This is a genomic window from Noviherbaspirillum autotrophicum (assembly GCF_000818395.1).
GTDB lineage: Bacteria > Pseudomonadota > Gammaproteobacteria > Burkholderiales > Burkholderiaceae_D > Noviherbaspirillum > Noviherbaspirillum autotrophicum.
Genome location: NZ_JWJG01000028.1, coordinates 2,127,880 through 2,141,390, shown reverse-complemented (window position 1 = coordinate 2,141,390; position 13,511 = coordinate 2,127,880). Strand labels below are relative to the sequence as shown.

General features: G+C 60.1%; 9 protein-coding genes. 5 read left to right on the top strand and 4 right to left on the bottom strand.

The window, feature by feature from the left end:
* Nucleotides 1-20: 20 nt before the first annotated feature.
* The 3 genes from pdxA to TSA66_RS11150 are packed head-to-tail and all read right to left on the bottom strand — an operon-like array spanning nt 21 to nt 4,677.
* Nucleotides 21-1,046, bottom strand: a complete 1,026-nt coding sequence (gene pdxA / locus TSA66_RS11160; protein ID WP_040042452.1) for a 4-hydroxythreonine-4-phosphate dehydrogenase PdxA — start codon at nt 1,044-1,046, stop codon at nt 21-23.
* Between the two features lie 12 nt (nt 1,047-1,058).
* The gene (locus TSA66_RS11155; protein WP_232429563.1) at nt 1,059-2,447 is read right to left on the bottom strand and encodes a peptidylprolyl isomerase; all 1,389 of its coding nucleotides are present in this window, start codon (nt 2,445-2,447) and stop codon (nt 1,059-1,061) included.
* A gap of 34 nt (nt 2,448-2,481) precedes the next feature.
* Nucleotides 2,482-4,677 (bottom strand): LPS-assembly protein LptD, encoded by a 2,196-nt coding sequence (locus tag TSA66_RS11150; RefSeq protein WP_052452244.1) that lies wholly within the window; start codon nt 4,675-4,677, stop codon nt 2,482-2,484.
* A gap of 1,187 nt (nt 4,678-5,864) precedes the next feature.
* Here TSA66_RS11150 and ltrA point away from each other — a divergent pair.
* The 5 genes from ltrA (at nt 5,865) to TSA66_RS11125 (ending at nt 12,034) form a co-directional block, all read left to right on the top strand.
* Complete coding sequence (gene ltrA / locus TSA66_RS11145; protein WP_040040080.1) at nt 5,865-7,568, top strand: group II intron reverse transcriptase/maturase; 1,704 nt, start codon at nt 5,865-5,867, stop codon at nt 7,566-7,568.
* 124 nt (nt 7,569-7,692) lie between these two features.
* Nucleotides 7,693-8,718, top strand: a complete 1,026-nt coding sequence (locus tag TSA66_RS11140; protein WP_040040079.1) for an aminoglycoside phosphotransferase family protein — start codon at nt 7,693-7,695, stop codon at nt 8,716-8,718.
* Nucleotides 8,719-8,833: 115 nt separating this feature from the next.
* Nucleotides 8,834-9,532, top strand: coding sequence for an N-acetylmuramate alpha-1-phosphate uridylyltransferase MurU (gene murU / locus TSA66_RS11135; protein WP_040040078.1), 699 nt, complete (start codon nt 8,834-8,836; stop codon nt 9,530-9,532).
* 20 nt (nt 9,533-9,552) lie between these two features.
* On the top strand, nt 9,553-10,884 hold the full coding sequence (gene pepP, locus TSA66_RS11130; RefSeq protein WP_040042451.1) for a Xaa-Pro aminopeptidase: 1,332 nt from the start codon (nt 9,553-9,555) through the stop codon (nt 10,882-10,884).
* 10 nt (nt 10,885-10,894) lie between these two features.
* A complete protein-coding gene (locus TSA66_RS11125) occupies nt 10,895-12,034 on the top strand; it encodes a UbiH/UbiF/VisC/COQ6 family ubiquinone biosynthesis hydroxylase (protein WP_040040077.1) in 1,140 nt (379 codons plus the stop codon).
* Between the two features lie 44 nt (nt 12,035-12,078).
* Here TSA66_RS11125 and pntB read toward each other — a convergent pair whose 3' ends face one another.
* Nucleotides 12,079-13,503 carry a Re/Si-specific NAD(P)(+) transhydrogenase subunit beta gene (gene pntB / locus TSA66_RS11120; RefSeq protein ID WP_040040076.1) on the bottom strand — a complete coding sequence of 475 codons (1,425 nt, stop codon included), beginning with the start codon at nt 13,501-13,503 and terminating at the stop codon, nt 12,079-12,081.
* Between the last annotated feature and the right edge of the window lie 8 nt (nt 13,504-13,511).

Below are 13,511 nucleotides of genomic sequence, written 5' to 3'. Positions count from 1 at the left end.
GAATATTGTTCGCGCCGGACTCAGCGCCCCTGGGAAGACGCTGCGGCCATCTGGGCCGCAACCTTGATCGCTTCAATCATGCTGCCGTGATCCGCATGGCCCAGGCCGGCGGCGGCCAGGTCGAGCGCCGTGCCGTGGTCGACCGAGGTGCGGATGAGGGGCAGCCCGAGCGTGATGTTGACGCCGCGGCCAAAGCTTGCGTGCTTCAGGACCGGCAAGCCCTGGTCGTGGTACATCGCCAGCACGCAATCGGCCTGCTCCAGATACTTTGGCTGGAACAGCGTATCGGCCGGATACGGGCCGCTGGCGGCAATCCCCTTCGCCTGCGCCGCCTGCAGTACCGGCGCAATCACATCAATTTCTTCGCGCCCGAGATAGCCGCCTTCACCGGCGTGCGGATTGAGGCCGGTGACCAGAATGCGGGGCTTGGCGATGCCGAACTTGCTCATCAAATCCTGATGCACGATATCGAGCGTGCGCGCCAGGCTGTCGAAAGTGATCGCCGCCGGCACGTCTTTCAGCGGCAGATGCGTCGTCGCCAGCGCCAAGCGCAGCAGCGGCATGCCACCGGCCAGCATCATCACCACCTGCGATGTGCCGGTTTTCTCGGCGAAGTACTCGGTGTGGCCGGTAAAGGCCACGCCCGCGTCATTGATCGTGCTTTTTTGCAGCGGCGCAGTGACGATGGCGTCGAACTGATTGTGCAACGTCGCCTTGATCGCCACGTCGAGCGTCTGCAGTACTGCCTTGCCGTTGCGCTTGTCGAGCTTGCCGGGCACGGCCGGCTCGGCCAGCGGGCAATCGATCACGGCGATCTGGTCGCGCGGCAGCGTCGGCAAGCCGCTGTTGCGCAGCGCTTGTGTCGACAAGGCGAGCAGGCGGATGGCCGGATCGATCTCGCGCGCGATCAGCGACAGCAGCGCGGCATCGCCGATCAGCACGCTGTTGACTTCGGCGCGCAACTCCCAGGCCGCGCGCAGGGAAATCTCCGGACCGATGCCCGCAGGCTCGCCGCAGGTGATCGCGATGGTAGGGCGCTGTCTCACGATGAACGGCACTTAGCGTGCATCGCTGACGTCGGTGCGGTATTCGACGTAGGCGCGGTCGCGCAGCTGGCGCAGCCAGTCCTGGCTCGCCTCTTCCAGCTTGCGCTCGCGGATCGCCTGACGCGCGATTAGGCGCTGGCGTTCCTGCGACACGTCGTCGCGCTTGCGCTCCAGCACCTGGATCAGGTGAAAGCCAAACGGGCTTTCGATCGGTTCGCTGACCTGGCCTGGCTGCAATGCGTCCATCGCACGCTCGAATTCGGGCACGGTGTCGCTCGGATAGATCCAGCCGAGATCGCCGCCCTTGGATGCGGACAAATCGTTGGAATACAGCCGCGCCAGCTCCTCGAAGGTCGCGGCATGGTTGTCCAGGCGCTGCTTCAGCTCGGCCAACTTGCGTTTCGCATCGGCCGGCGAGACCAGCTGGTTGGTCTTGATCAGGATATGGCGGGCATGGGTCTGCTGCACCGATCCGACGGCTGCTCCGGTCTTCATCACGCTCGCGCCGCGCTTGCCGGAGAGCTTAATGATATGGAAGCCGTTCGAGCTTTTGATGATCGGAGAGACGTCGCCCTGCTTCATGGGGCCCAATGAGTCGAGGAACAGCTGCGGCAGGCGGTCAGGGCCGCGCCAGCCGAGGTCGCCACCGGAGAGCGCGTCGGTGGCGTCGGAATAGGTGGCTGCCAGCTTGGCGAAATCGCCACCAGCCTGCAACTGCTGCAGCACCCCTTCGGCGCGCTTGCGGCGCTCGGCGATCTGCTCGGCGGTTGCGTTTTCCGGGATACGCACCAGGATGTGCGCGACGTTGTATTCCTGCTGCGACTGGGTGGAGCCAGCCTCCGCCGCCAGGTAATTGTCGACTTCGGACTCGGAAATCTGGATCTTGTTGTCGACTTCGCGCTCGCGCAGACGCTGCATGATGATTTCTTCGCGAATCTCCTCGCGGAAGCGTGCAAACGGCGTGCCTTCACGCTCAAGCTGGCTGCGGAAGGCCGGCACGGTCATCTTGTTCTGCTCGGCGATACGGGCGATCGCGCGATCGAGCATGGTGTCGTCGACGCGAATGCCGTATTCCTTTGCCAGCTGCAGTTGCGCCCGATCGAGGATCATGCGCTCCAGCAGTTGCCGCTGGAATTCCTGCTGCGGCGGCAGGGCGATGCCCTGGTTCTTCATTCTCTGCTCGACTTGCTGCATGCGCTCGACCAGTTCCTGGCGCGTGATCACCTCATTGTTGACCACGGCGATGATCGCGTCGGCCAGGTAGATGCGGGGCGCCTTTACCGCAGACGCAGCCGGCGCACTCGCCGTCTTGGTCTGGGCCGGGGCGTGCGGCACGACGCTGGCGCACAACAGTGCCACGGCGAGCCTGGTGCCAAGAGCCGATTTTCGAGCAAGTCGCATAATCTGAAGAGTGTTCATATTTCAAGAAACTTTGTTAAGGATTACTGGGCTGGTTCACCACTTGATAGCCTGGAATGCTGGTGCGCAACACATCCAGCGGGTTCGAGCCCAGACGCGTTAATCCGTTCAATTCAAGCTGGAAAAATAGCGCCGAGGTCGCCGCAGCTGCCGATGTCGGAATGCGTTGGCCGACAATGCGGAACACCCAGCAATCCGCCTTGTATTCCACGCCGAGCAAACCCTCGGCGACGGTGCGGTCCGGCAGCGAGTAGTTTACACGCCCCACGCCGTACCAGCGGCGCGACAGCGGCCATTGCCCCGACACCTCGGCCTGTTCCAGATTGTTCAGCAGGTCGCGCCGGTACACAAGGTTCAACACGCTCTTGGGCGCAGGATTCCAGCGCGCGCCGAAATTGGATCGGCTCATCTTGTGCTGGGTCTGGCTGTATTGCAGGTTTCCTTCCGCACTAAGCGCAGCAGTCAGCCGCCCATACGCCGACAGCAGGACGTCGGAGCGGGTATCGTTGCGGGCCGCGCCCAGCGTCACGCGCTGCTCAGTAAAGTAAAAACGCTGTCCCAGCGCGATACGTACGCGCTCCGCCCCATCCGCTTCGATGTAGCGCGAAGTCAGGGCGGCGGTCAGCTGATTGGCGTCGCTGATGCGGTCATTGCCGACAAAGCGGTTTTCACTGAAAAGTTGCGCAAAGCTGAGGTCAGCCTCGGCCGTGTCGAAAATCGGGAATGCGCTTTGATCGCGATATGGCGTGTACACATAAAACAGGCGTGGCTCCAGCGTCTGTGTCATGGGGCGGCCGAAGAACGGCGCTTCGCGCTCAAACACCAGTCCACCGTCGAGCGACAGGGTCGGCAAGACGCGGGACAGTTCCGTCTCGCTGCCCGCAGGTACGTTATCAAGATGGTATCGCGTAGCATTCAGCGACAGGCGAGGCGTCAAGAAATAGCCTGGCCGGATGAATGGATAAGCCACTTTCGGGCTTACCACAAACCGGTCCCCGCGCAACAGCTCCGGATGCCAGAAGCGCGTTAGTTCAGAAGTCAGATTCCAATCGAAGCCGTTCACATCGAAGCGCGTAGCTTGCACCGTCAGCTGCGGCAGGCGGTCGTACGGCCTGACAATCGGCGCTAGCGGATCCTGCAGAACCTGGTAATTCGTCGCACGCGCCACAGCGCTCCAGTACCCACTGGGGGCTGCATAATTCAATGCCAGGTCGCGTGGCAGCAAACGCTGCGAGCTGGCGGTAATGGTGCGCGAGAAATCGGTCGGATATTCATCGTCCGATGCCGCGTTGATATTCCAGACATATGAGAAGCCAGGCGCAAAATTGTGCGTCTGGGTCGAGCTGATCGCGTACCGGTTGGTCTTGGTCTGCCGATCGTTGAACAAGGCTTCGACCTTGGTCTGCCCGACGTAGGTCTCGCCCATGTAGCGCCCTTCGCCCCCCCACTGGATGCCGCGCTGGGCGTATATCTTCGGGAAAAAAGTGAGATCGCGGTTCGGCGCGATATTCACGTAATACGGCACGGTCACTTCCAGGCCGCCCTTGTTGGTCGTGCCGATGGTCGGCGGCAGAAAACCCGACTTGCGCGCGCCCGACAGCGGGAACGACATGGCCGGCGTGCCAAGCACCGGCACACCCTTGAAGTAGACGATAGCCGTGCGCGCAAAGCCGACATCACGCCCGGAATCGAGGTCCAACGTGCTGGCTTTCAGGTACCAGTCCGGATCGGGCCCCTCGCAAGTGCTGTACGTGCCGTCGACCACCGTCGCCCGGTCCTGTGTCAGGAAGTTGATGCGATCCGCACTGCCTGCCGCACCGTTGCGCTCGAGGCTGTAGGTCGGGTTGGTGACATACCCCTTGCCGGTATCCATCTTGAGCTTCAGCTCGTCGCCGGTATAGCGGTCGCCGAAGCGGCGCATGCGGATGTTGCCCTCGGCATCGACTTCATCGTCCAGGATGTTGTACGTTGCCTTGTCGGCATTGATCGTCATCGGCCCGCGTGTCACCTCGACATCGCGCTCCAGATGCACCTCCCGATCAGGCCGGCCCGTCATCTGCTCGGCGCTGATGGTCATCGTTTCATCCTTTTCATCCTTCCCGGCTTGCTTCTCCTGCGCCGACGCGAGCATCGGCACCGCTGCGGCAGCAAGGGCTGCGGCCAGGATGCGAAGCAAAAGTTGTGAAGGGGGAAAGGCGGAGAACCGGTTCATGAAAAGAAGGGGAGCTGGCAGGCGATTTTTTGAGTTGAATCCCTTATTATATGGGAACTCGTGCGACACGCATCGCGCTGTGTCAGGTGACATCGCGTCACCGAGTAGTAGCAAGAGGACGCCGACCCTCTATAAATTCCAGGCCCTTAGAGAGAGAAGCCACTTGAATTTCAGTGAAACTTCTCATGGTTGGCTTGTCCAGCCCTAGCAGATACGGCACCCAATGGGTCCAAGTTGGGTGCCGAGAGACCACAGGTTTTACCTGTGGATTCGATGCTATCCGTCTTGGATTTGCTCACAAGGCGGGGAAAGTGTCGCGTACTGACGACGGGTTGCTCCTCATGCTGTTTGATGGGAATCAAACCTTCGTCGACCTCACCTTACCGGGATGCAGGTCAGCGCGAGCCGGTCAACCAGACGGCTCTGATTCTTTGGATCATCACCTACAGAGCGCGAAGCTCTGCGATACCTTGTCGTGCCTAATTATTCGAAGTTGAATGATCGGTGCCACGACCGAATGTACGACCATTTGTCACCTACTCAGGCCTGCGTTGCTGGTAACGGCGGGGTGGGAAGCCCTGAGGACAATGTACCCCCACTTTGATGGTGTCGATTTCTTGCGAAAGGATCGGCAGAGATCGTTAGCAGCAAACGATCAAGGGGCTAGGTGAATACCGCATGGGTAACACATGTGAACTGTCGTCTGAACCCTCGTAAATATAGTCTGGCCCAAGCTGCTGTTGGCCTTACCAAAAGGTATGGTGGTTGGATACTCTCGTGAGTTCTGGGAGTACGTCGTCACATAACCCCCGGGGGAGAGGCAGACCCTAAACGGTTAAGCACGTCGCAATTGGACGTGTTGGTATTGCAGGGAACGTGGTAAACCCGATTCTCCGCCCAACCTTTCAGAGCATCGGAAGGCGGCAGGCAACCCGCAAGGGGAGCTGTTGGAGGAGCGGGCAGAGGATGATGGAAAAAGCGAATGCCGGTCTGTAACGGATCGGATAGGGGTTCAAGATTTGCCCTGACCTGAAAGGGTGCCCACTTCCATCACGTGTAACAGTCGTAGTCGGCTGTATTCGACTCAGTAGTTCGAAGTTTTCTTTTCCACCGCCCCGAAGGGACGCAGCTTCTCCCTTCGGGGGGAAGGTGCGTCCTCGGCGGGCATCAACTATCCGAGGTATAGCATGGAAAACGACGATCGTAGTTCGATCGGTTCTGCAGCCTCGCACGCCTCCAATGGTTGGGCTGCCATCAATTGGCAGCGCGTCCAGAAGAGCGTGAGAGTCTTGCAGAACCGAATAGCGAAGGCAACACAGGAAGGCAACTGGCGCAGGGTGAAAGCCCTGCAAAGGACGCTGACCCGCTCGTTTAGTGCGAAAGCACTGGCAGTCAGACGAGTGACTGAGAATCAAGGCAAGAAAACCGCTGGTGTGGACCGCGAGTTGTGGGATACCCCGCAAAAGAAGTACGCGGCAATTGCCCGGTTGAAGAAGCATTGGTATCGGCCCTTGCCGTTACGAAGGGTCTATATTCCGAAATCGAATGGAAAGGAGCGCCCTTTGGGCATCCCGACCATGCGTGACAGGGCCATGCAAGCGCTGTATCTGCTGGCCCTTGATCCGGTGTTGGAATCGGTGAGCGACCCGAACTCGTACGGGTTCAGGAAAAATCGCTGCACCGCCGATGCGATGTCGCAGATATTTCTCCAGACATGCCGGAAAGTTTCGGCACAATGGATTTTGGATGCAGACATTGAAGGTTTCTTCGACCACATAAACCATCAATGGATGATCGACCATGTATGCATGGATAAATCGATCCTCCGGAAATGGTTGAAATGCGGGGTGGTAGACCGCAGGCAGTTGATCGCCACGACAGAGGGAACGCCACAAGGAGGTGTCATTTCTCCCGCATTGGCGAATTGGACGTTGAACGGCTTGGAAACGCAACTGCTCGCGCATCTTGAGGCGAAATGGGGTGTCACCAAGGCCAAGAAACTGAAAGTGGGTGTAATACGGTATGCCGATGATTTCGTCGTAACTGGCACTTCACAAGAGTTGCTGGAAACCGAGATCAGGTCATGGGTAGACGCTTTCCTTGCGGAGCGGGGATTGCGGTTATCGGTGGCCAAGTCGCGAACCGTGCACATCGATCAGGGTTTTGACTTCCTCGGGTGGAATTTCCGAAAATATTCGGGAAAACTTCTCATCAAGCCGAATAAGAAAAGCGTGCAAGCGCTTTACGAAAAGGCAAGGAAAGTTACCAACGACCATCTCGGGGCAACGCAAGAGGACTTAATTCGAGCGTTGAATCCGATACTGCGAGGCTGGGCGCAATATCACAGCCCCGTTGTAGCTAAAAAGGCGTTCTCATGCATGGAGTGGCAACTGCACTGGAGGCTCTGGCGATGGGCAAAACGGAGACATCCAAACAAGAAAGCAACTTGGATTCGCAAGAGGTATTGGCGTCCAGTCGGCGATCGAAAATGGGTGTTTACGGCCGATATTCCCCTGAAAGATGGCAGTAAAGGCATGCTTGAGTTGTACCAGTTGTCTGGCACGCCGATAGAGCGGCACAAGAAAGTCAAAGGGGCTTACAACCCCTATGATGAAAGTTGGGAAATGTACGGCGAAACGCTCCGACAGGAACGCATGCTCAAAACCATGCGTTACCGAAAGGAGTGGAGTAAACTGTACGCCGATCAACGAGGCTTGTGCGCTCTTTGCGAGTACGAGATGGATGTCGATACCGGATGGCATGACCACCATATTGTCCGGCGAGTCGATGGCGGTTCCAATGCCCTCGGCAATCGCGTCCTGATCCATCCGGATTGTCATCGGAAGGTGCATAGCCTTGGTTTGCAAGTTGTTAAGCCGGCTCCTGCATAGGAGCTTTTGTTATGCGCGAGCCGTGTGCGATGAAAGTCGCACGCACGGTTCTACGGGGGGAGGGTTCCAGTAATGGAGCCTTCCTACCCTACCCCTATCCCAACCGGATTACCCAGGTAGTTTCATGTCTTTAAATAATCCTTCTGATCTCCGCCTATCCCAATTGAATGAATGGCTGGCAACAGCGCCAGCGATCAAGGTTTTACCCGAATCGATACGTCCGGCATCGTCCGATGCGAGCTTCCGCCGTTATTTCCGCGTCGATGGCGCCGACGGCTCCACCTATATCGCCATGGATGCGCCGCCGCCGCACGAAGACGTGCGTCCGTTCATCCATGTTGCCGAGGTCTTCGGCCAGACCGGCGCGTCGGTGCCGAAGATACTCGCACAGGACGTCGAACGCGGTTTCTTGCTGTTGTCGGACCTGGGCACCACGACTTATCTGAATCGACTGAACGCCGACACGGCGCACAAACTTTATCTCGATGCGATCGACGCCCTGGTGCTGATCCAGGCGCAAAGCAAGCCGGGCGTACTACCGGAGTACGACCGCGCGCTGCTGCAGCGCGAGCTGATGCTGTTCCCCGATTGGTATATCGGCAAGCACCTGGGCGTGACGCTGTCGGACAAGCAGACCGAAACCCTGAACAAGGTGTTCGAGGTCCTGCTCGCCAACAACTTGGCGCAGCAACAGGTCTACGTGCACCGCGACTACCATTCGCGCAACCTGATGGTCATCGCGCCCGGCAATCCCGGCATCCTCGATTTTCAGGATGCGGTGTACGGACCGATCACCTACGACCTGGTGTCGCTGCTGCGCGACGCGTACATCCAGTGGGACGAAGAGATGGTTCTCGACTGGGCGATCCGCTACTGGGAACGCGCCAAGCGCGCCGGCTTGCCGGTCAACCCGGACGTCGACGCGTTCTACCGCGACTTCGAATTCATGGGCCTGCAACGCCACCTGAAAGTGCTGGGCATTTTCGCGCGCCTGTACCACCGCGACGGCAAGGACGGCTACCTGAAAGACCTGCCGCTGGTGATGGAATACACGCGCAAGGCGGCCGGCCGCTATAACGCGCTCGCGCCGCTGATCCGGCTGCTCGATGAACTGGAAGAAAAGGCGCCGCAGGTCGGCTATACGTTTTAACGACACCAGATAAAATAGGCACCACGGCAAACGCGGCGCGTCCGGCAAAGAACTCGTTTCGCGCCGTACGCGCCGTGTTCGCTATGGTGATTGCCTTTTTGCAGAAAGCAACAAAATGAAAGCCATGATTTTCGCCGCGGGCCGCGGCGAGCGGATGCGTCCGTTGACCGATCACTGTCCGAAGCCGCTGCTCAAGGTGCGCGGCCGGCCGCTGATTGTCTGGCACATCCTGAACCTGGTGCGCGCCGGCATCACCGACATCGTGATCAACCATGCGCACCTCGGGCACATGATCGAAGAAGAGCTCGGCGACGGTGCGAAATACGGCGCTCGCATTACCTACTCGGCAGAAGGCACGGCGCTGGAAACCGCTGGCGGCATTGCCAAGGCGCTGCATCTGCTGGGCGCAGAGCCGTTTGTTGCCATCGCCGCCGACATCTATTGCCCGCACTTCGATTACGAACAGGTCAAGGATGCGCTGCAGGACAATGACATGTGGGGTAATCCGCATCCGCACGACAAGCGTGATGTGGCGTGGCTCTACCTGGTCAAAAATCCGCCCCACCATCCGAACGGAGATTTTGCGCTGAACAGCTTTTCCGTCGCCAACGAAGGCGAACCGCGCTATACCTTTTCCGGCATCGGCGTCTACCGCCCCGAGATCTTCGACGCAATCCAGCCGGGCCAATCCGCGCAGCTGGCGCCGATACTGCGCGAACATGCTGCGCGCGGCCAGGTTGGCGGCGAGGTGTATCGCGGCGACTGGACCGACGTCGGCACGCCGGAGCGGCTGGCGAAACTGAACGGCGAATGAATGTTGAACAGGAGTCTGTCATGAAGTCCTATGCAGCCAGGCGCGCGGCATTGATCGCGCAGATGAAAGCCAAGGGCGGTGGCGTCGCGATCATCCCGACGGCCCCGGAAGTCATGCGCAATCGCGATGCCGATTACCCGTATCGGCACGACAGCTATTTCTACTACCTTTCCGGCTTCACGGAACCGGAAGCGGTGGTTGTACTGGTCGCCGGCAAGACGGATCAGGCCATCCTGTTCTGCCGCGAAAAGAACCTCGAACGCGAAATCTGGGACGGCTACCGCTACGGTCCGCAGGCAGCGCGCGAGGCTTTCGGTTTCGACGCCGCCTTCCCGATTTCCGCGCTCGATGCCGAAATGCCGAAGCTGCTGGCCAACGCGCCCGGCTTGTTCTACGCCATCGGCGGCAACCCGAAGCTCGACGCACAGGTGCAAGGCTGGCTGCAGGCAGTACGCATGCAGGCGCGCACCGGCGTGACGGCGCCGTCGGTGGTGCACGACGTGAATGTGCTGCTCGACGAAATGCGCCTGTTCAAGGATGCCGAAGAGGCCGCCATCATGAAACGCGCTGCCGCCATTTCGGCCGCGGCACACCGGCGCGCAATGCAAGCGTCCCGGCCCGGCTTGCGTGAATATCACCTGGAAGCGGAACTGCTGCATGAATTCCGTCGCCACGGCTCGCAGTTTCCCGCATATGGCTCGATCGTCGCCGCCGGCGCGAACGCGTGCGTGCTGCACTACCGCGCCGGTGATGCAGAAATCAAGGATGGCGATCTGGTGCTGATCGACGCCGGATGCGAGCTCGACAGCTACGCCTCCGACATCACCCGCACCTTCCCGGCCAATGGCAAATTCAGCGGCCCGCAGAAAGCCCTGTATGAAATCGTGCTGGCCTCACAGGAGGCGGCGATTGCCGAAACCCGGCCGGGCAAACGCTTCATCGATGGCCACGACGCGGCAGTGCGCGTGCTGGCGCAAGGCATGCTTGACACTGGCTTGCTCGACCGCGACAAGGTCGGCTCGCTTGAGGACGTGATCGAAAAAGGCGCCTACCGCCAGTTCTACATGCATCGCACCGGCCACTGGCTGGGCATGGACGTGCACGACGTCGGCGAGTATCGCGACGCGCTGTCCGGCAGCGAAGAAAAGCCGTGGCGAATGTTGCAACCCGGGATGGTGCTCACCGTCGAGCCAGGCATTTATGTACGTCCGGAACCGGGCGTGCCGGAACAGTTCTGGAATATTGGCATCCGTATCGAGGACGATGCGCTCGTGACGGAAACCGGCTGCGACATCATTACCAGCGATGCGCCGAAAACGGTGGCCGACATCGAAGCGGTGATGAAACATTGACTGATTGCCGATGACTACCGATTTCGATATCACCATCTGCGGCGCCGGGCCGGTCGGCCTCGCATTGGCGCTCATGCTGGCCAAGCGCGGAGCACCTGCGCAGCGTATCGCCCTGATCGACGCAAAGGCGCCGGAGCAGGCCGCCGGGGATCCGCGCTCGATCGCGCTGTCGTACGGCAGTCGTCAGATTCTGGAAGACGTGGGGACGTGGCCGGTGGCGGCCGATGCGATTCACCAGATTCACGTATCGCGGCGCGGCCATTTCGGTCGCACCCTGATTGACCGTATCGATTACAACCTGCCGGCGCTCGGCTATGTCGCGCGCTATGGCGTGCTGGTTGCGGCATTGAGCGCCGCCCTCAGGCAGACGCAGATCGTCACGCTTCGCCCCGCCCATGTCACTTCTTCCTCGGAACGGGAAGATTGCGTGGAACTGCGCTTGGCCGACGGCAGGATCTTCACCACATGCATCATGGTACAAGCCGAGGGCGGCGTCTTTTCCGAGCAAAGCGCCAGGTCCTTGCACCGCGACTATGACCAGACCGCGATCATTGCGCAAGTCAGTGTCAGCGCGGCACTCAGGCATCGCGCCTTCGAGCGCTTCACCGTGGAAGGACCGCTTGCCTTGCTGCCGCAGGATGATGGGTATGCGATGGTGTGGTGCGTGCGTCCGCAGACGGCGTCACGCCTGTTTTCACTGACGGATGAGGAATTTCTGGGGGAACTGGAGCGCGCGTTCGGCTCGCGGCTCGGACGTTTTACCGGGATTACGCCACGCGCCACCTACCCGCTCGGACTGAACGCCCGTCCTGCAGTGTCTGCCAGAACGGTAGCTATCGGCAATGCGGCGCAGACGCTGCACCCGGTCGCCGGACAAGGACTAAACCTCGGCTTGCGCGATGCCGCCGTGCTGGCACGCCTGCTGGCACGCTCGCCCAATCCGGACATGCTGCAGCGCTTTGCCGCGGCGCGACAATCCGATCGCAGCATCACCATCACATTGACCGATACCCTCGCGCGCATTTTCGCAAGCGGGTCCGATAGCGCGCTGTCGCAGGCGGCTCTGGGTTTCTCGCTCGCGATGGTCGACGCGATCCCCCCTGCAAAACACATGCTGGCCGAACAAATGATATTTGGCAGGAGGACATAAAAAAGCCGCGCATTTGCGCGGCTTTTTTCTTCTTCATCAGAGGATCAGGCAGCTTTCAGTGCCACCAGCACTTCGTCCAGCATCTTCTTGGCGTCGCCGAACAGCATGCGATTATTTTCCTTGTAGAACAGCGGATTATCGACGCCCGCGTAGCCAGAAGCCATGCTGCGCTTCATCACGATAGAGGTCTTGGCCTTCCAGACCTCCAGCACCGGCATGCCGGCAATCGGACTGTTCGGATCCTCCTGCGCGGCCGGGTTGACGATGTCATTGGCGCCGATCACCATCGCCACATCGGTGTCGCCAAAGTCTTCGTTCAGCTCGTCCATTTCCTGCACGATGTCATAAGGCACCTTAGCTTCTGCCAGCAGCACGTTCATGTGCCCGGGCATGCGGCCGGCGACCGGATGAATGCCGAAACGCACGTTCACGCCTTTCTCGCGCAGGAATTTGGTGATCTCGTAAACGGTGTGCTGAGCCTGCGCAACGGCCATGCCGTAGCCGGGCACGATGATCACGTTCTTGGCTTCACGCAGCAGTTCGCTGGTTTCTGCCGCGGTCACCGGCACCACCTCGCCCGCCGGTTCCGCAGCGCCGCCGGCAGTAGCAGGCTTTTTCCCACCGCCGGAGCCGAAGCCGCCGGCAATCACGCTGATGAAGTTGCGGTTCATCGCGCGGCACATGATGTACGACAGAATGGCGCCGCTCGACCCGACCAGCGCGCCGGTCACGATCAGCAAGTCGTTGTTCAGCATGAAGCCCGTAGCGGCGGCTGCCCAGCCGGAGTAGCTGTTCAGCATCGACACCACCACCGGCATGTCCGCACCACCGATGGCCATCACCATGTGAATACCAAACAACAGGGCAATCACGGTCATCACGATCAACGGCGTCATGCCAGCGTTGATCGACTCAGCGCGCAGAAACTGAACGCCGAAATAAACAACGATCAGCAAGCCGGCGAGATTGAGCAAATGGCGGCCCGGCAGCAGCAGGGGTTTACCGCCGATGCGGCCAGACAGCTTGCCGAAGGCGATGATCGAACCGGAAAAGGTCACCGCACCGATCAGGATGCCGACGTAGATTTCCACTTCATGAATCGCCTTTTCCGCGCCGCTAAAGCTGGCCGACGCGGCCGGATCGATATAGCTGGCATAGCCGACCAGTGTCGCTGCAAGGCCGACCAGGCTATGCATCAATGCGACCAGTTCCGGCATCTGCGTCATTTGCACGGTGCGCGCGGCGTACAGGCCAATCGCGCCGCCGACGACCATGGAACCGACAATCCATGGAATGCCGGCAGTCGTCACATGCGCGCCGAACACGGTCGCCAGCACGGCGATGGCCATGCCGACCATGCCGTAGAGATTGCCGCGCCGCGCAGTTTCCGGGTGCGACAGGCCACCCAGGCTCAGGATGAAGAGGATGGTCGCACCGAGGTAAGCGACAGTTGTGAGACTTTCAGACATTGTTATCG